Origin of the sequence: Pusillimonas sp. ANT_WB101 (assembly GCF_008369125.1) — a bacterium.
GTDB lineage: Bacteria > Pseudomonadota > Gammaproteobacteria > Burkholderiales > Burkholderiaceae_B > Allopusillimonas.
The window spans coordinates 1-17,330 of sequence record NZ_VOAY01000005.1 but is presented as its reverse complement, the minus strand read 5'-3'; the positions used below and the strand labels follow the sequence as shown (position 1 = coordinate 17,330).

Below are 17,330 nucleotides of genomic sequence, written 5' to 3'. Positions count from 1 at the left end.
TTCGTTTTATGCCTTCCGCCATTTTCTCAGGAATCTCCATGTTTGACCGTTCCCGTACTCTCGATCTCGTCGATGCCGATGTCTGGGCAGCAATTCAGCAAGAAAATGTCCGCCAAGAGCAGCACATTGAACTGATTGCTTCCGAAAACTACACCAGCCCTGCTGTCATGCAGGCACAAGGTACCCAGCTTACCAACAAGTATGCAGAGGGTTACCCCGGCAAGCGCTATTACGGCGGTTGCGAGTATGTCGATATTGTCGAACAGCTGGCCATCGACCGCCTCAAAGAGCTGTTCGGTGCCGAGGCCGCAAACGTGCAGCCCAATTCGGGCTCGCAGGCCAACCAAGGCGTCTACATGGCGGTGCTCAAGCCGGGCGATACCGTACTGGGCATGAGCCTGGCTGAAGGTGGCCACCTGACGCATGGTTCGCCAGTTAACGCCTCAGGCAAGCTTTACAACTTTATTTCGTATGGCCTTGATGCCGACGAAGCGCTTGATTATGACCAGCTTGAGCGTCTTGCCAAAGAGCACAAGCCTAAACTTATCGTGGGCGGCGCGTCTGCCTATTCACTGCGTATAGACTTTGAGCGCATGGCGCGCATTGCGCATGAAAACGGTGCCCTGTTCATGGTAGACATCGCTCACTATGCTGGGCTGGTTGCCGGCGGCGCCTACCCCAACCCGGTTCCTTACGCTGATTTTGTCACGTCCACCACGCACAAGTCGCTGCGCGGCCCTCGTGGCGGTGTCATCATGATGAAAGCTGAGTACGCCAAAATCATCAACTCGGCCATTTTCCCCGGCATACAGGGTGGCCCCCTCATGCATGTCATCGCCGGCAAGGCAGTGGCGTTCAAAGAAGCCCTGCAGCCCGAATTCAAAGACTACGCAGCCCAAGTTGTAAAAAATGCCGACGTACTGGCCAAAACTTTGGTCAAGCGTGGTTTGCGTATTGTTTCAGGCCGTACCGAAAGCCATGTCATGCTGGTTGATCTGCGTGCCAAGGGCATTACCGGTAAAGAGGCCGAGGCCGCGCTGGGCGAGGCTCACATCACCGTCAACAAAAACGCCATCCCCAACGACCCCGAAAAGCCATTTGTTACCAGCGGCGTGCGTCTTGGTACACCAGCCATGACCACGCGTGGTTTCAAAGAGGCCGAGGCCGAGCTCACCGGCAACCTGATCGCCGACGTGCTCGACAACCCGCGTGATGCCGATCATATCGCCGCTGTGCGCGCTCGTGTTAACGAGCTTACCGCGCGCTTGCCGGTTTATCGCTAACCCTGACAGCCCCGCCTTGTGCGGGGTCCGCCGCCCATGAAATGCCCATTTTGCAGAAACATCGATACCCAAGTTGTTGATTCTCGCGTTTCCGAAGAGGGCGACACCATACGGCGACGCCGTCGATGTATGGCGTGCGAGCGCCGGTTTACCACCTATGAGCGGGCTGAGCTGATCATGCCCGCCGTGGTAAAACGCAACGGTACTCGGGTCGAGTTTGACGATGCCAAACTGCGGGGCAGCCTGAGCCTGGCTCTACGCAAGCGACCGGTTAATACCGAAGAAGTTGATGCGGCTATCGCCCGCATCGAAGAAGGCCTGCTTACCAGTGGTCACCGTGAGGTTGAGTCTGACTTCATCGGCGAGCTGGTCATGGCAGAGCTCAAAAAGCTGGACGAGGTCGCTTATGTGCGGTTTGCCTCGGTGTACAAAAGCTTTCAGGACATCGGTGAGTTTGTCAAAACCATTGACGAAATCAAGGTCACTCCCAAACCATGAGTGCAGGCCTGGCCACTGACGACACGCACTGGATGCACCAGGCGCTGGGGTTGGCGGAAAGCGTTATGTACCTGACTGCTCCCAACCCTCGTGTGGGTTGCGTCATTGTGCAGCATGGGTGTGTTGTAGGCGCAGGAGCCACACAACGTGCTGGGGGGCCTCACGCTGAAGTGATGGCACTACGGCAGGCCAGCGAGCGTAATGCTGACGTTGTTGGGTCTACTGTTTATGTAACGCTTGAGCCCTGCAGTCACTATGGGCGTACGCCTCCATGTGTTGATGCGCTGATCGCGGCAAAGCCCTCTCGTGTCGTTATTGCCATGTCTGACCCCAACCCCCTGGTAGCGGGCGCGGGCGTGCGTCGGCTGTGCGAGGCGGGCATTCAGGTCACAACAGGTGTACTGGCCGAAGAGGCGCTGGTGCTAAACCCGGGGTTTGTGTCGCGCATGACGCGGCAGCGCCCATGGGTATGGGTCAAACTGGCTGCCACGCTAGATGGTCGCATTGCGCTGCTAAACGGCAAGTCTCAATGGATTACGGGCGCTGCCGCACGGGCCGATGGCCACCATTGGCGTGCCCGCAGTTGTGTTGTGCTGACCGGGTTAGGCACCATACTGTCTGATGACCCGCAGTTGAATGTTCGGCATGTAGAAACAGAAAGACGCCCTGCCAAGGCGGTAGTCGATACGCGATTCGACATCCCTGAAAACGCACGCATTTTTGATGGCACGCGTACGTTTATATTTACCACTGCCACGCGCGCAGATAAGGCCGCGCGGCTCGCGCAAAAAAATGTGCAGGTGGTGCAAGTGTCCGAGCACGCTGGCCGGGTAGATCTGGCTGCAGTCATGCAATGGCTGGGTCAGCACGACATCAATGAAGTGCATGTCGAAGCGGGCGCTACGCTTAGCGGTGCGTTGCTCGAAGCCAGCTTGGTTGATGAGTTGTTGCTGTATATGGCCCCGATGTTGGTGGGTGAGGGGCTGGGTCTGGTACGCCTGCCCGTTCTCCATAATTTGTCGCAAGCACGGCGGTTTGAATTTATTGAGTCCCGGCCAGTTGCGCCCGATGTAAGGCTGCGCGCTCGCGAAGCCTCGCACTGGGGCGCTTTGCTGGATGCCGTGGGTATAGAAAGGAAATAGCATGTTTACAGGCATAGTCTCGGCGGTAGGAAAAATTGCCGAGGTCACACCATTTAGCCAAGATCAAAGCGACTCTGGTTTGCGCTTGGTCGTCAGCGCGCCCGGGTTTTTGCGGGCCGATACCAAGTTGGGCGATTCTATTGCCATCCAGGGGGCCTGCATGACGGTGGTTGCGATGACGGCAGATAGCTTTACTGTTGATGTTTCGCGCGAAAGCCTTAACCGCACGGCTGGTCTTGATGCCATGGGCGACGTCAATCTTGAACATGCCTTACGCATGGGTGACTCGCTTGATGGCCATCTGGTGTCAGGCCATGTTGATGGTCTGGGTCAGGTCAGCCATTTTCAGCCTGTGGGTGAGTCGTGGGATCTACGCATACAGGTACCCGGCAACCTTACGTCTTATATGGCGTACAAAGGCTCTGTGACCGTCAACGGCGTCAGCCTAACCGTGAACCAGGTGGAAGACGGGCCAGACGGTTGTGAGATCCGCATTAACCTTATACCGCACACCGTGCAGGTAACGTCTTTGAGGAACTTGCAGGAGGGCATGTTGGTTAACCTGGAAGTGGATATGATTGCGCGCTACGTCGAACGCATGATGTCGACCGTGCATTACCGCCAGGCTGCAGACGCGTAAATTGCTGGGGTGTTGCGTGCGAGGGTGTAAATACCGCTGTACATCTCGCACTCATAAAACCAAAAATTTTTGGTTCTGTTAGAATAGCGGACTTCGCTTTGTTCAAGAAGCGTGTAGGACAGGTGGCCGAGCGGTTGAAGGCGCACGCCTGGAAAGCGTGTATACGTTTATAGCGTATCGGGGGTTCGAATCCCCCTCTGTCCGCCAAGAATACATCTACAACCATTGATGACAGTATCACCCGCATGTTTAAACACATTGCGGGTTTTTTATTGTCTACAGCCGTTCACGGTGGTTGATTGACATAGACGGGCTTGTTCTTCGCAAAACTAAGTTTAATGAATACCTGTGTCCCCCTTACATGGACGCTCCCGGTTTGCCAAGCCTCCAACGCTTCAAGCATTAGATAAAGATTGCACCTGTACGTTCGGACTTTCTCTGTGGTTTTACCACTGTCTCTGATGGAATGTGCTGGTCGGTGCCCCAATCGTTAATCCGCGCTCATAGCGCTAGGGGGCCGTCGGGCTTCGCCGACCACGGTCTTACCTGTTTTGCCATCAGGTGACGCCGCAATGGGTCTTGGGCTTGAACGTGAACAATGTCTTTGGCCGCACATACTATGAAAAAGTCGGGAGTGTCTCTAACAGTAACTGGTATGGCGCGCCGCGCAGTTGGATGCTGACCCTGCGCGGCCAGTTGTGATGCCGGTCTTAAGGCAGGGGTCGACATGACGGCCAACTACATAGCACATAGGACGGTATCAGCTGGACGGACTCCTTGGCGGGCCGGCCCTGTTTTCATTCTTGCATTGTTGGCGTTTAGTGTTTCCGCAGGGCATATGCCGCATACAGTGGTAAGCCGGTAATGGCCCTGAAGCATGGCGCCAGATATCGATAGAAGGCGTTATAGCTTTCCATGATCGGGTAGGCCGCCTGCAGCGACAGGCGCGCATGGGGTTGCATCAGGTCGGACAGCTTGCGCGGCCCCCCAGTGGAACTGGGCGTCGATGTGCATGACCGAAGGGTGCGGCTTGGCGCGCCCGACGGCCAGCCAGCACATCGCATCGAAGTTCAGTACGGAGCCCGCCGGGGCGCGCTGGCCGAAGGTGGCCAGCACTGAAGCCACGGTGTCGGGCTGCAGGTGTCTTTAACACCAATGCCGATGTCCAAGGGGGAAGTCGTCTGCACCCAATCCGCTAGTTTCAGGCTTGAGACCAAAGATCAGTCCGCGTTGCCAGCTCGATAGAAAGGCTCCATAAATGAGGCGTTTCCCCAAGCTCGAATTTTGGAAACTTAAATTAACTCAGGAGGTTATGGGTTATTTGCCTCAAGGTCCACCAGCCATCCATCGCAAAAATGCTGATGCTTTGCATGGCATCGTGGCCAAGTGTAGGGCTTGCAAACCGCAAGATCCTTTTTTAATAATTATCGTAAGCGTACCGAACTTTTTTCTTTAACGCCTGTTTGTAAGAGAGGAGATAGCTTGAAAGTCGGCCTGGGGTGTCACGCGGCAGTAAAGATTGACATCAGCGGCGTATAGCGTTGCAAATCTGCTCCGCAAACAAACACGAATGAGAATGATTGTTAATATATCGACTTTGTCTTATTTCCGATTCCGTCTGCTATGTCTCGCTCACCTACGTCCCACAAAGGTTGGCTCACGTACTATCGTGGGCTGATCGGGACGTGGACGAAGAGAAGTTCGTCGCCGCATGATGCAGAGGATGCCGCACACGATGTTGTAGTCAATTTGCTCCAAAAGGGTGATGCTGCGGTACTGGATTCGAAATCCTACCTGTACGGTGCCAGCCAAAATCGCTTAGTAGGCGAGTTTAGGCGGCAACGCAGGAGCGAGAGGATCAGTATGGATGCGTTGGCCGAAGACGAGCAACCCTTGAGCGACGACCCTGAGTCCGCTATTCGGGCGGCGCAGTTGGCGGAGGCGCTTAAACTCGCGCTGTTGGAATTACCTTTGAAGTGTCAGCAAGTGTTTCTCTGGAATAAAATTGAAGGTTATACCCAGGAAGAAGTTGCACAGAAACTGGGACTGTCGCAAAGCATGGTTGAAAAACACATGAAGCGCACATTACGCCATATTCAAGAAAAGTTACAAGGCTATGCGCCACATTGATTCCGGAATTTCGGCGTGCCAGGCGTCTTATAAATGAGAGGTATCGTTTTTATAGCCCCGTAAGCTGGACAAACGCCACGCGTGATGACCGAATCTAACGACCAGAACCCTTCTGCGACACCGCGCGACCAGGCACTGCATTGGTTTACCAAGGCGCGCCTTGGTACGCTCTCGACCCAAGAGCAGTACGAGTGTGATGCATGGCGGGCAGCGAATCCCGAGCACGACCGACAATACCGCTCGTTGGAGAGCCTGTGGGAAATCGCTGATCAACTACCTAAAGACGAAATGCGAGCCATCTTGACCCAGTTCGAAGAAGACACTCCTGTGTTTTACCGGCGACGGCATTTCATGATGGGCGCGGGCGCGGCCTGTACCGCCGCACTGGTGGTTGGTGTCATTGGAAAAAATATTTGGCTGGGCACGCCGGAATTTACGGCAAAGTTTCTCACTGCCAGGGGCGAGCGCAAGCAATTCGGCCTGCCGGATGGCTCTGTCCTAGATCTGAATACCGCTACGCAGGTTACTGTCGCTTTTTATGGTAATCGTCGTGTGGTTGAACTGTTTACCGGGGAAGCGCTGTTTTCGGTGAGCCCGGATGCCGCCAAGCCATTCACCGTGGATGCCGACCGCGCCGAGGTGTTGGTTACTGGTACGCGCTTCAATGTACGTCGCGATGAGGACGCCGTGACCGTCGCGGTCGAAGAAGGGACGGTGGAGTTGTCGGCCGGCCCTTGGTGGAACCGCAATACGGCGCGGCTGACTGCAGGCTATGTATCCCGAGCTTCTGCAAATGAGGCACTGGTGACGCCGTATCAGGACAACGTCGCGACGCTTGTGTCGTGGCAGCGTGGACGATTGGTGTTCCAGGATACGCCGCTATCCCAAGTGGTCCCCGAGCTGAACCGCTATCTCGCGCAACCGCTACGCATCAATGATGCGCGTGTCGGGCGTATACGTGTATCGGGCACCGTCGGCATTGATTCGCCTGAATCAGTCCTGGACGTGCTGCCGGACATTGCGCCGATCATGGTGCTGCGTCTTGAGAATGGCAGCGCGGTGCTTGCGGCTCGTTAACGCTCTCTTTCCTTTCCGCCGAATACCAGTCCAGCCACCCTCTAGATCGGAGGCTGTCGGGTATCTGGCGCATTCCGTCTTAAGTCAGATACATTTTGTATCTATTTCGTAATGAAAATCATTCCGGAATATTTTCGTTTCTGACGTCTTAATGGTGAAGGGGATGGTTTTAGCGCAGGACAGCGCAGCCCCGGACGTGGCCTTTGGCCAAGAGTGTCGGGCGCGCATTGCGCGAGAACTTATTTTCTGGAACATCATTCATGACGGACAAACAGGATGCACGGCGAGTGTCCACGGCACGCGGCACAAGATTATTGGGTCTAGGTGTGGGTTTTAATACGCTGACGATCTCCATTGCGCTGGCTTTTGGCACGCTGCCTCTTCAGGCGCATGCGCAAGAAACCCCCGTGCGGGTCAGCATCCCCGAGCAATCGCTAAGTAATGCCTTGATTCAGTTAGGTGAACAAGCGTCACTGCAAATTTTCTATTTGCCAGAGACGGTACGAGGATTGAATGCACCTGCGCTCACGGGAAGCCTGACACCGGATCAGGCATTACAACAGATATTGGCAGGGACCGGAGTTGAATTCCGGCGCAATGGGACGCGTGTTTCCCTGACCCGCGGGCCTGCATCGGCGGCTCAGCTAGAAGCTGTTAGGGTTGTAGGGAGCCGTTCGCCTACGACGGAAGGCACCAACTCGTATACAACGGATAGTAGTAATACTGCCACGAGGCTGAACTTATCCTTGCGTGAGACGCCCCAGTCGGTCAGCGTCATTACGCACCAACAGATTGAAGACTACAACCTCAACACGCTGCAGGATGTTATGCGTTATACACCCGGCATGTTCGTCACTGGGCCGGACGGTGTTTCCGACCAGGAGGTCAACATTCAGTCACGCGGTTTTGGGGTAGACAACATCCTGATCGATGGACAGGCCACGGATCGCCGTAATTTCAACCTGCGCACCATTTCCGGCGATATGAGCATGTACGACCGGGTCGAGGTATTACGCGGGGCAGCCGGTCTTCTATATGGCGTGGGTAGCCCCTCGGCAGCGGTGAACATGGTGCGCAAGCGTCCCACCGCCGATCCTTTGTTGAACCTCTCTATTGGCGCAGGCACCCATGACCGCTATTCAGCAATGTTTGATGGTGGCGGCGCAATCGGGCCCACGGGTAACGTACGCGGACGACTAGTAGCCAATTACCAGAACGAGAATGGTTTCGTCGATGTTTCGCGCAGCACCAACCGTAGTCTGTACGGGGTAATGGAATTTGACCTCGGCGAGCGCACGACGCTTGGTATGGGCGCTTCGTATCAACGCTATCGAGTGGATGGCATCCACGCCGGCACACCCGCGCATCTGGACGGTACGCCCTTCGATTTGTCGCGCAGCGCCTTATGGGGTCAGGCATGGTCATCGCAGCAGCGTGAAACTGCAACTTATTTCGCAGACTTGAATCACGATTTTGGCAATGGCTGGAAGTCTAAGGTGAGCGCTATGCACACCACGGGCGAGTCGGATTCGGTCTACCCCTTCTTCAGCCGCATCTCAGGCGATCCGGATCATTTCAGCTTCAGCAGTACCGGTTGGGACTACAGTACACGCCAAACCAATGTGGAAGCGACTCTGACCGGCCCCTTTCAGTTGCTGGGTCGCGAGCATGAGATTGTTGTTGGCGCAACCTACCGCAACGAACTCTCAAAGGCGGCCAGCCCCTGGGACGATGACGGAAGCTCCTATATAGTCGACCCCTACAATTTCAATCCGCACATGTCGCCTGGTTCCGGCCTTACGCCAAGCAGTGACCCCATGAAGTGGGACAACCGCTCCAAGAATACGGGCATATTCGGCACCACGCGATTCAGCCTTACCAATTCCACCAAGCTGATCCTGGGTGCACGCTTGGGATGGTACGAACAGCAGGGCACGGGGTGGTACTTCGGCCAGCGCGAATGGGGCGAAGCCGTACGTCAAGATGCCGAGTTGACCCCTTATGCAGGCATCGTGCAGGATCTGGACGAGTGGCATTCCGTTTATGCTAGCTATGCGCAGGTTTTCCAGCCACAAGGCGCGGTAGATTTCAATGGCGCGCAGCTTGATCCGATGACCGGAACGAACTTGGAAGTCGGCATCAAGGGCGAGTATTTTGACGGTGCACTGAACACCAGTCTGGCGCTATATCAGATCAAGCAGCGCAATCGCGCGGTTTCGGACGACGAAAACTGCCCGGCAGGCGGACCCATATCGTGCTCGCGCGCGGCGGGTGAAGTCGAAAGCAAGGGTATCGACGTTGAGATCAGCGGGGCACTGACACCGGCGTGGCAGGTAGGCGGCGGCTATACCTACAATGCCGCCCGCTATACCAAGGACAGTAATCCGGCACGGGTAGGCAAACGCATTAGCGACGAGGTGCCGCGCCACCTGTTTAAGGTATTCACTAACTATCGACCTGCCGGCGACTGGCACCGTTGGAACTTCGGCGGCTCGGTATACGTGCAAAGTGCGGTATTTGTGGATAATGGTGCGTTCCAGGCACGCCAGGGCGGATATGCGGTGGTCGGGTTGATGGCCGGCTATCGCGTAAATCAGAACCTCAATCTTGTTTTGAACGTCGATAACTTGTTCGACCGGCGTTATCGCACTGCGCTGGGCGCATCATGGGATGGAAGCGGAGTGCGTTACGGTGCGCCGCTGAACGCCATGGTACGCGCAGAATATCGGATGTAGAGCTCGTTAGACCTTCTGTAAACCACTGGTTACAACATTTAAGCCCTTGAGTACGGGTTTTGGGCGGCTCGAACGTCTTATTAATAAAAGGCCGTGCTTTTGAATAGCGCTCGCCGGCCCGTCACTATATTCCATTCACCTCCATCGGATTTTTCATGTCTCCTTTCTTCAAGTCTAGACTTCATCTTGCCTCATTGGTCGCTGCGGCTCTTTTGCTTTCCGGTTGCCAAACCGCCGGTGTGCAGCCTCGGGCAGCCATCGATGCGACGGCTTCGGTGGATGCTTCACCCATGCTGCGTCAGGATGCGTTCAAAGGCATCTATGAAGTCACGGTTGCTGCGGGCGCGGGGTCAGTGTTCGTGGCCAGCATCAATGGCTTTGGCAAGGAAAACGCAGGTTTCATCCAGCGCCTTGATGCGCGCAGCTTGCAGCTGTTGCAAACCATTCAGGTGCCGCACCGCTCCTTTGCTCTGGGTGTGAACCGCGTCACCAATACGCTTTATGTGGGCAATACCATGGAAGGTTCGCTGTCGGTGGTGGATGGCGCCAGCGGCATCGTCAAAGGCGTGATACAGCTGGCAGTCCCTGTCAAGGACGAGAAAGGCGAGGAATCGATGCCGCACACCCGCAAGGTGATCATCGATGAGAAACACAATCGTGTTTTTGTCACTAGCCCTGGGCAGCCGGGGTTGATCTGGATCGTGGATGGCGCAACCAACACCCTGACCCACACCATTACCAGTGATGGTGTGTGGACGGCGGGAGCGGCTTACGATGAGCAGGCGAATCGCTTGTATGTAAGCCAAGGCGGTATTAACGAAATATTGGTGATTGATCCGGATGCGGGCCAAGTGGTGAATAGCTTCAGTACAGGCGACACCACCGACGCCACAGTCGCCAAGAACTCTAAGCATTTCTTCATCAATCTGGCGATAGACGTGAAAGGGCAGCGGTTGTTTTCCACCGATGCCAGCACGAATCAAGTTTATGTGATCGACATTGCCAGTGGCAAGACCGTCAAGACTGTCCCTATTGGCATAGGGGCACTTGATGTGATCTACAACGCGCAGCGTAATGAGGTGATCACTACGAATAGAGGCGTGTCGCGCAGCCAACCTGATGGCAGCGGCGCGCTTACCTTTATCGACGGCGCGAACTATGAAGTCAAGCGTACGCTCGATCTGCCCGTGCATCCCAACAGCCTGGCGCTGACGCCAGATGGCGCCACCTTGTACGTAACGGTCAAGGCACCGCATGGCGAGAAGCACCCGGCATGGCGTAAAGACGCCGCCGATAGCGTGGTACGCATTGATCTGCGCTAACGCTGTCGTATGTCTCGTAGTTTGCTGAAGCGCCGGCATGGGCGCATAGGGATGCTGGTCGGAGGTCTGGTGGTGCTCGCCGCAGTACTGCTGTGGACGCAAGGGCCAACCAGCCCTCGTTACGATACGGTGGCGGTTGCCCGCGCCGATATCCAGGCCAGGGTCAATGCCATTGGTACGTTGCAGCCGCGCCGCTACGTGGATGTCGGCGCACAAGTTTCCGGCCAGATCACGCGCCTGGGGGCTCAGCCCGGTGATGTGGTCGAGCAGGGCCAATTGCTGGTAGAGATCGACCCTAGCGTGCAGCAGGCGGTGGTTGATGCAGGCCGCGCTGCTGTAGCGGGCTTGCGCGCGCAACTGGCCGAACAGCAGGCCGCGCATAAACTGGCGCGACTGAAGCATTTGCGCCAGCAGCGTATGGCGAAAGACGGCTCCACCCGGGAAGAAGATGTGCAGGTTGCCCAGGCCGAATTGGCCTACGCTGTGGCCCGCATTGCGCAGTTGAATGCCCAGATAGATCAGACCCAGGCCAGCCAGCGGGCCGAAGAGGCGCGGCTGGGCTATACCCGCATCTATGCTTCTATGTCCGGTACAGTGGTTTCGGTCGAAGCCCGTGAGGGGCAGACGCTGAATGCCACCTATCAGACACCCAACATCCTGCGTATCGCCGATCTGTCGGGCATGACCGTCTGGACCGAAGTTTCGGAAGCCGATGTAAGCCGGGTCAAGGCGGGGATGCCGGTATTCTTCACAACACTGGGCGGCGGCGAGGATGTGCCGCGCCGATGGGAAAGCACAGTGCGTCAAGTATTGCCTACACCACCTGTAGTGCCGGCATCCGAGGGCAGTGCCGCACCGGCGGCAACGAAGGCGGTGGTCTACACGGTGTTGTTTGATGTTGACAATGCGGATGGCGAGCTGATGCCGCAGATGACCGCGCAGGTGGCCTTTATTACGGCAGAGGTCGGCCAAGCCGTCGCCGTGCCGCTATCGGCATTGCAAAGGGTGGATGGGCAATACCGGGCGCGAGTGCTGGATGCAGGCGGTCAGGCGCAGAGCCGCCCTGTTCGCCTGGGCGTACGTAGCCGCCACCAAGCCGAGATACTGGAAGGTCTGAGCGAAGGAGCGCGCCTGATCACGGCCGAGCATCCAGTCGAGCGAGGCTGGAGCTGGTTGCAATGGTAGAGGATGCGGCATTCTTGCAAAGCAAGCTTGGCTCAGTTCCTCTTATCGAGCTGCGAGGCATTCGCAAGCAATATGGCGGCAGGGACGGGGTGCCTGCCGTTGAAGTCCTGCACGGAATTGATCTAAGCATTCGGGCAGGAGAATTCGTTGCCATCATGGGGCAGTCCGGCTCGGGCAAGTCCACACTGATGCATATTCTGGGGTGCCTGGACCGTGCCAGTAGCGGGGTCTATCGCTTTAGTGGTCAAGATGTTGCTACATTGAATGCTGACGCCCTGGCGTGGTTGCGCCGCGAGGCGTTTGGCTTCGTGTTCCAGGGCTATCACTTGATCGCGACTGAGTCCGCGCGTGAAAACGTGGAAGTGCCCGCCATCTATGCCGGGGCATCAACTGATGTGCGTGCAGAGCGTGCCGCTGTTCTTCTGGCGCGGCTTGGGCTTTCGGAACGGCAGAACAATCGGCCTCACCAACTCTCGGGGGGCCAGCAACAGCGGGTGTCGATCGCTCGGGCGCTTATGAACGGCGGTCGCATTATTCTGGCTGACGAACCGACCGGCGCGCTGGATAGCCACAGCGGCGCCGAGGTCATGGCATTGTTCCACGAGCTGGCCGATGTCGGTCATACCGTTATCGTGATTACCCACGACAGGCAGGTGGCCGAACAGGCCAGGCGCGTCATCGAGATCCACGATGGGCGTATTGTGGAGGATGCGCAGAAGGCGGACCTGGAAGCGGCCGATAACGTGGACGAGCTTAGCCCACGCGCCTTGCCCATACTGGATATGAATGCTGCGCATCAAGATCCCCGTGCCGGCTGGGCCGAGATGCAGGAAGCATTGCGCACCGCCTGGCGCGGGATGCGTATCAACCGCTCGCGCACTTTCCTGACCTTGCTCGGCATCATCATCGGCGTAGCCTCGGTCATTGTCATGCTCGCCATTGGCGAAGGCGCACGCCAGCGGGTAATGGCGCAGATGGGCACGCTCGGTACGACCATCATGTACATGAGCAGCCGGGCGCCGCCTAACGGTGGGCCGGCAGGCATACTCACTGAAGAAGACCTGGAGGCAGTGGAAGCCTTGCCCGACATCCGCCGAGTAATGCCTGTGATCGGCGATCCGCTGACGATACGCTACGGGAACGTCAGCCGAGAAGTCTATGTTTTTGCGTCGGATGAGGACATGCCCAGCATTCACCATTGGTCGGTAGAGCAAGGGCGTTACTACACGGAAGCGGAAGACCGGGATCTGGCGCCGCTTGTCGTACTGGGTGCGAAAGCGCGCACACATTATTTTGGCGATGCCGACGTCTTGGGTGAGCAATTGCTGATTGGCAGCGCACCCTTCGAGGTCATCGGCGTCATGGCTGAGCGCGGCGCCGATTCGGGCGCGCAGGACTATGACGACATGGTGTTTATTCCCTACCAGACGGGCCGAGCCCGGGTTTACCAGGCGCAGACGCAGCCGGATTATGTGGTGATGGAAGCGGTGTCTTCCGACAGGGTGTTGGCTGCTGAAGAAGCCGTGCGCCAATTGCTGCTGACCCGCCACGGTGGGCGCGCGGATTTCGGCATCGGCAACGCGGCCGCTCGTTTGCAGGCCGAAGCAGCCACCCGGCGCAGCATGACCATGATGCTGGGGCTGATCGCTGCCGTGTCGCTGTTGGTAGGCGGTATCGGGGTCATGAACGTGATGCTGATGACTGTTAAAGAGCGTACGCGGGAAATCGGCATCCGCATGGCGACTGGCGCGCGTCAGCGCGACATCTTGCGCCAGTTTCTGACTGAAGCCATGCTGCTTACCGTCGTGGGCGGCGTACTGGGGCTGACTCTGGGATTAGTCATTGGCGCGGCATTGATCGCCGCTGCGGTCCCGCTGGTGTTCTCGGTCACAGCCATGGCCGGGGCGTTCGCTTGTGCAGTAGTCACCGGCATGCTGTTCGGTTTTATGCCGGCACGCACCGCTGCCCGGCTGGATCCGGTCGTGGCGCTGGCGGGGGAGTGAGGATGGGAAGCTTTCATCGACATTTGTTCGCGATAGTGGGTGCCTTGACGTTGGCGGGTTGCGCTACGTCACCGGCATTGGATGCCCAACCGCCCGACTTGCCCGCGCAATGGACTCAGCCTGACAGTGGTGCCGGGACACTTTCGCAGGACAGCTTGAGCGCCGACTGGTGGCGCAGCTTTGATAACGCCGAGCTGGATGTCTTCGTGACACAAGCCCAGGCGCAGAGCCAAGATATTGCCGCCGCTACGGCTCGGGTGCGCCAGGCCCAGGCCAGCGCGCGGATCGCGGGGGCGGCACTGTTGCCCGAGGTCTCGGCTGGGCTGGATGCTGGGCGGCAAGTCAGGCTGGGCGGGCATGCTGATGTGGATGGCACCCTTTACGCAGCGGGCCTGAGCGCCAGCTACGAGGTGGACTTCTGGGGGCGAAACCGCGCCGCACGTGATAGTGCTGTCAACATTCTGACGGCAACACGTTTCGATCACGATACCGTGCGTTTGACAGTGACGGCCGGTACTGCCAATGCCTGGGTGCAAGCCGTGGCGCTGGCTGAACGTACGGCCATTGCTGAGCACAACCTGGACAGAGCTGAACGTCTGCTGTCGCTGGTGCAATCGCAGTACGAGGCCGGATCGGCCACGCAGCTGGCGGTGGCGCAGCAACGTACGCTGGTCGCGAGCCAGCGACGAAGCCTGGCCGCGTTGCGCCAGCAGGCGAACCAGGCACGCGTCGCTTTGGCTCACCTTACAGGGCAGGCGAGGGAAGTTACGGTTAACACCCCAACATTGGCCTCGATCCGCATACCGGCCATTGACGCAGGCGTGCCATCTGAGCTGCTTGTGCGACGCCCCGACATTGCTCGTGCTGAAGCACAATTGACGGCGGCCGATGCCGATGTGGTCGTTGCGCGGGCAGCCATGCTGCCCAATCTGACCTTTGCGGCTTATGCGGGTGCCAATAGCAATCGCCTGGGCAGCCTTTTTGACAATCCCCTGTATTCGCTGGCCGCAGGACTGGCGGCGCCCATCTTCAATGCTGGCAGGCTGGCTGCGGGGCATGATTTGGCGCAGGCCCGGCGCGAGGAGTTGTTGGCCGATTACCGTCAGGCTATTGTGATGGCTTTTTCGGATGTGCAGATGGCGCTGGCGCAAATGCACGGTGTGCAAGCACAGCTTAACGCTCAATTCGAGGAACTGACCCAGGCACAGCTGGCGTTGACACTGGCAGAATCCCGGTATCGCGCGGGTGCCGAGACCCTGCTTACGCTGCTCGACACTCAGCGACCGCTCTACGCAGCCCAGGATATGGCGGCGCAGTTGAAAGCCTTGCATCTGCAAAGCGCCGTCGATCTATACCGCGTTTTAGGCGGAGGCTGGAGGATAGATGAAGACAGCTGATATGAACATTGGCCCTTTGGCTACGCGCGCATTACAAGATGCAGGATTGTCAGTCACCGTGCTCAGGCTCGGAGTGCTGACCGTGCTGTTTCAGATCGATAAGCCGCTGCCCGCCATCGAAACCCAGCATCTGCTGATTGTCAAAGATGTAGGGAGTCGGCTTTCGTCGACGCGGCGCTCAAGCGTTTGGTAGCTGTCGGACTAGTTGTCAGCCAGGCGCATGGCTTCGAGTTGCAGGACTATACGTTGTTGGTCAGTGCGCGTCCCGCCCAGACAAACTAGAAGGTTCCCCGCAGCGCAGTCTCGCATCGGTGTACGGTACTTCGCGGACATATCCATCACAACCACCTTGACCTGTTCGCGCCCTCGCAAACGCTTTACATAGCGACACAAGCTCGATTCAGAGTGTTCCAGCATCACAGCTAACACCTTGCGGCTCTTTGAGTCCACCAGCATCGTGGCGTAGCCCTTTTTACGGCTAAGTAAATACTCATCTGTGCCAGCACTTGCGGGCGGCTTCGGCCCGATAGCTCAGACCCTCTCTGCTTGACGCAAGACTAGTACCAACGCTCGACCGTACCTGGGTGTAAAACGGCGGCTTTTTGATGCTTGCTGTTAATGGCCAATAGATGTGACCCACCTCCCCTCCGGTGGCTGCAAAGCCATGAAGCGAGTAGCGTCCGGCCTATATAGCATTGGCGGTGCAGCAAGCCCAGATGATTGTTATACGGCAATGACGTATAATAGCTTGGCATGTACACGATTATCGAAACCCCGCTTTTCAGCGCAGATGCGGCATCCATCTGGCAAGAAGATGAGCGCGGTGAGTTTTGTGCTTGGCTAGCGCAGCATCCGGAAGCGGGACACGTGATTCCTGGCTCCGGCGGCTGCCGCAAGGTGCGTTGGGCGCGCCCAGGTATGGGCATGCGTGGTGGTGTACGGGTGATCTACTTCAATCGGCTGGAGAACGGCCGTATTCATCTGCTGGTGATCTACGCCAAGACGGTGCGGGGCAATATCCCGGCGCACATCCTGAAGGCCATTAAAGAGGAGCTGGAAAATGACGAAAATTGAAAAAATGACGGGCGACGAGCTGGGTCGCAAGTTGCTAGCCTCCGTTAAACAAATGAAGGCCGGAATGGGTACGGTGGTGCATTCTCCGGTGACGCAGGCCAGACAAGCGTCCGAGCTGTCGCAAGCAGAGTTCGCCAAGCTGATGGGAGTATCGGTGCGCACTTTGCAAGAATGGGAGCAAGGCCGCCGCAAGCCGTCCGGCGCGGCGCAAACGCTGTTGGCGGTGGCTGTGCGCCATCCGGAGGTGTTGCGCGAGTTGGTAGCGTAGGCTCGATAATAGGAAGGGTAGTGCCGGTGCTTGCGCCAACTGTTAGATTGTAGGGTTATTTTTTTGGGTGGAGGGAAATAAAACTACCGCAAGAGCGTTTATCCATACGGGTTTCATGCTTTGATATGGCTCCCCCTCAGCGTCACGAATTAGTCTACGGCAGTTGATTACAGTATAGAAACCCGCATGTTTAAACGCATTGCGGGTTTTTTGACTCTTCCCCGGCAATGAACTGACCCCAATTAGTTGGACATTTGAAGCAGGTGGTTAACCCACTGAGCACTGAGTTCTGTATTGAACTGGACTCAGTCCTTTTAATTTGGTCTTGATCCGCTCGTGATTGTAGTAGTGAATATACTTCCGCAGGCCAGCGTCAAGTAGTTCAACGCTATCGAATTTGTTTAGATAGAAGAACTCCGACTTGAGTATGCCAAAGAAGCTTTCCATGCAGGCGTTATCTAGGCAGTTTCCCTTGCGTGACATGCTTTGGGTCAACCCATGTTCTGCCAACTGCCGTCGATACGCGGGCATGTGATACTGCCAGCCCTGATCCGAATGAAGTAACGGGGTTTGGCG

Annotated in this window: 17 protein-coding genes and 1 tRNA gene; 15 read left to right on the top strand and 3 right to left on the bottom strand. The window is 57.1% G+C overall.

Going from position 1 to position 17,330, the window contains the following annotated elements:
- Window positions 1–38 precede the first annotated feature (38 nt).
- The 5 genes from glyA (at window position 39) to FQ179_RS18590 (ending at window position 3,770) form a co-directional block, all read left to right on the top strand.
- A complete protein-coding gene (gene glyA / locus FQ179_RS18610; protein WP_149398826.1) occupies window positions 39–1,283 on the top strand; it encodes a serine hydroxymethyltransferase in 1,245 nt (414 codons plus the stop codon).
- A gap of 36 nt (window positions 1,284–1,319) precedes the next feature.
- Window positions 1,320–1,781, top strand: a complete 462-nt coding sequence (gene nrdR / locus FQ179_RS18605; RefSeq protein WP_149398825.1) for a transcriptional regulator NrdR — start codon at window positions 1,320–1,322, stop codon at window positions 1,779–1,781.
- Complete coding sequence (gene ribD, locus FQ179_RS18600; RefSeq protein WP_255475064.1) at window positions 1,778–2,923, top strand: bifunctional diaminohydroxyphosphoribosylaminopyrimidine deaminase/5-amino-6-(5-phosphoribosylamino)uracil reductase RibD; 1,146 nt, start codon at window positions 1,778–1,780, stop codon at window positions 2,921–2,923. Before nrdR ends, ribD begins: the two co-directional genes overlap by 4 nt.
- A gap of 1 nt (window position 2,924) precedes the next feature.
- Entirely contained in the window at window positions 2,925–3,563 is a 639-nt protein-coding gene (locus FQ179_RS18595) for a riboflavin synthase (RefSeq protein WP_149398824.1), read from the top strand.
- A gap of 116 nt (window positions 3,564–3,679) precedes the next feature.
- A tRNA-Ser gene (locus tag FQ179_RS18590) sits at window positions 3,680–3,770 on the top strand.
- Window positions 3,771–4,466: 696 nt separating this feature from the next.
- Here the strand turns inward: FQ179_RS18590 and FQ179_RS18580 are convergent.
- Window positions 4,467–4,688, bottom strand: coding sequence for a hypothetical protein (locus tag FQ179_RS18580; RefSeq protein WP_149398823.1), 222 nt, complete (start codon window positions 4,686–4,688; stop codon window positions 4,467–4,469).
- 498 nt (window positions 4,689–5,186) lie between these two features.
- Between FQ179_RS18580 and FQ179_RS18575 the strand changes: the two genes are divergently transcribed.
- The 8 genes from FQ179_RS18575 to FQ179_RS18540 all read left to right on the top strand — a co-directional run bounded on the left by FQ179_RS18575 (window position 5,187) and on the right by FQ179_RS18540 (window position 15,605).
- On the top strand, window positions 5,187–5,693 hold the full coding sequence (locus FQ179_RS18575; RefSeq protein WP_149398822.1) for a sigma-70 family RNA polymerase sigma factor: 507 nt from the start codon (window positions 5,187–5,189) through the stop codon (window positions 5,691–5,693).
- 84 nt (window positions 5,694–5,777) lie between these two features.
- The gene (locus tag FQ179_RS18570; protein ID WP_149398821.1) at window positions 5,778–6,770 is read left to right on the top strand and encodes a FecR family protein; all 993 of its coding nucleotides are present in this window, start codon (window positions 5,778–5,780) and stop codon (window positions 6,768–6,770) included.
- Window positions 6,771–7,030: 260 nt separating this feature from the next.
- Complete coding sequence (locus FQ179_RS18565; RefSeq protein ID WP_149398820.1) at window positions 7,031–9,505, top strand: TonB-dependent receptor; 2,475 nt, start codon at window positions 7,031–7,033, stop codon at window positions 9,503–9,505.
- A 155-nt stretch (window positions 9,506–9,660) separates the two neighbouring features.
- Window positions 9,661–10,827, top strand: coding sequence for a YncE family protein (locus tag FQ179_RS18560; protein WP_149398819.1), 1,167 nt, complete (start codon window positions 9,661–9,663; stop codon window positions 10,825–10,827).
- Between the two features lie 9 nt (window positions 10,828–10,836).
- Complete coding sequence (locus FQ179_RS18555; RefSeq protein ID WP_149398818.1) at window positions 10,837–12,012, top strand: efflux RND transporter periplasmic adaptor subunit; 1,176 nt, start codon at window positions 10,837–10,839, stop codon at window positions 12,010–12,012.
- Between the two features lie 14 nt (window positions 12,013–12,026).
- Window positions 12,027–14,015: an ABC transporter permease gene (locus tag FQ179_RS18550; protein WP_255475063.1), complete on the top strand. Its 1,989-nt coding sequence runs from the start codon at window positions 12,027–12,029 to the stop codon at window positions 14,013–14,015.
- A 2-nt stretch (window positions 14,016–14,017) separates the two neighbouring features.
- Window positions 14,018–15,412, top strand: coding sequence for an efflux transporter outer membrane subunit (locus FQ179_RS18545; RefSeq protein WP_149398816.1), 1,395 nt, complete (start codon window positions 14,018–14,020; stop codon window positions 15,410–15,412).
- Entirely contained in the window at window positions 15,399–15,605 is a 207-nt protein-coding gene (locus tag FQ179_RS18540; RefSeq protein WP_149398815.1) for a hypothetical protein, read from the top strand. Before FQ179_RS18545 ends, FQ179_RS18540 begins: the two co-directional genes overlap by 14 nt.
- An 8-nt stretch (window positions 15,606–15,613) precedes the next feature.
- Here FQ179_RS18540 and FQ179_RS18535 read toward each other — a convergent pair whose 3' ends face one another.
- The gene (locus FQ179_RS18535) at window positions 15,614–15,940 is read right to left on the bottom strand and encodes a transposase (protein ID WP_255475088.1); all 327 of its coding nucleotides are present in this window, start codon (window positions 15,938–15,940) and stop codon (window positions 15,614–15,616) included.
- A 225-nt stretch (window positions 15,941–16,165) separates the two neighbouring features.
- On the opposite strand from FQ179_RS18535, the gene FQ179_RS18530 reads away from it, so the two are divergent.
- Together FQ179_RS18530 and FQ179_RS18525 are read left to right on the top strand one after the other, a co-directional pair.
- Window positions 16,166–16,486 (top strand): transcriptional regulator, encoded by a 321-nt coding sequence (locus FQ179_RS18530; protein WP_149398813.1) that lies wholly within the window; start codon window positions 16,166–16,168, stop codon window positions 16,484–16,486.
- The gene (locus FQ179_RS18525; protein WP_149398812.1) at window positions 16,473–16,754 is read left to right on the top strand and encodes a DNA-binding transcriptional regulator; all 282 of its coding nucleotides are present in this window, start codon (window positions 16,473–16,475) and stop codon (window positions 16,752–16,754) included. Before FQ179_RS18530 ends, FQ179_RS18525 begins: the two co-directional genes overlap by 14 nt.
- Before the next feature lie 267 nt (window positions 16,755–17,021).
- On the opposite strand, the gene FQ179_RS18520 is transcribed toward FQ179_RS18525, so the two are convergent.
- The coding region (locus tag FQ179_RS18520; RefSeq protein ID WP_149398811.1) for an IS3 family transposase at window positions 17,022–17,330 on the bottom strand (309 nt) is incomplete at its 5' end.

Coding starts and splice junctions, on each gene's coding strand:
- glyA (WP_149398826.1), top strand. CDS start 39: ATGTTTGACCGTTCCCGTACTCTCGATCTCGTCGATGCCGATGTCTGG.
- nrdR (WP_149398825.1), top strand. CDS start 1,320: ATGAAATGCCCATTTTGCAGAAACATCGATACCCAAGTTGTTGATTCT.
- ribD (WP_255475064.1), top strand. CDS start 1,778: ATGAGTGCAGGCCTGGCCACTGACGACACGCACTGGATGCACCAGGCG.
- FQ179_RS18595 (WP_149398824.1), top strand. CDS start 2,925: ATGTTTACAGGCATAGTCTCGGCGGTAGGAAAAATTGCCGAGGTCACA.
- FQ179_RS18575 (WP_149398822.1), top strand. CDS start 5,187: ATGTCTCGCTCACCTACGTCCCACAAAGGTTGGCTCACGTACTATCGT.
- FQ179_RS18570 (WP_149398821.1), top strand. CDS start 5,778: ATGACCGAATCTAACGACCAGAACCCTTCTGCGACACCGCGCGACCAG.
- FQ179_RS18565 (WP_149398820.1), top strand. CDS start 7,031: ATGACGGACAAACAGGATGCACGGCGAGTGTCCACGGCACGCGGCACA.
- FQ179_RS18560 (WP_149398819.1), top strand. CDS start 9,661: ATGTCTCCTTTCTTCAAGTCTAGACTTCATCTTGCCTCATTGGTCGCT.
- FQ179_RS18555 (WP_149398818.1), top strand. CDS start 10,837: ATGTCTCGTAGTTTGCTGAAGCGCCGGCATGGGCGCATAGGGATGCTG.
- FQ179_RS18545 (WP_149398816.1), top strand. CDS start 14,018: ATGGGAAGCTTTCATCGACATTTGTTCGCGATAGTGGGTGCCTTGACG.
- FQ179_RS18540 (WP_149398815.1), top strand. CDS start 15,399: ATGAAGACAGCTGATATGAACATTGGCCCTTTGGCTACGCGCGCATTA.
- FQ179_RS18530 (WP_149398813.1), top strand. CDS start 16,166: ATGTACACGATTATCGAAACCCCGCTTTTCAGCGCAGATGCGGCATCC.
- FQ179_RS18525 (WP_149398812.1), top strand. CDS start 16,473: ATGACGAAAATTGAAAAAATGACGGGCGACGAGCTGGGTCGCAAGTTG.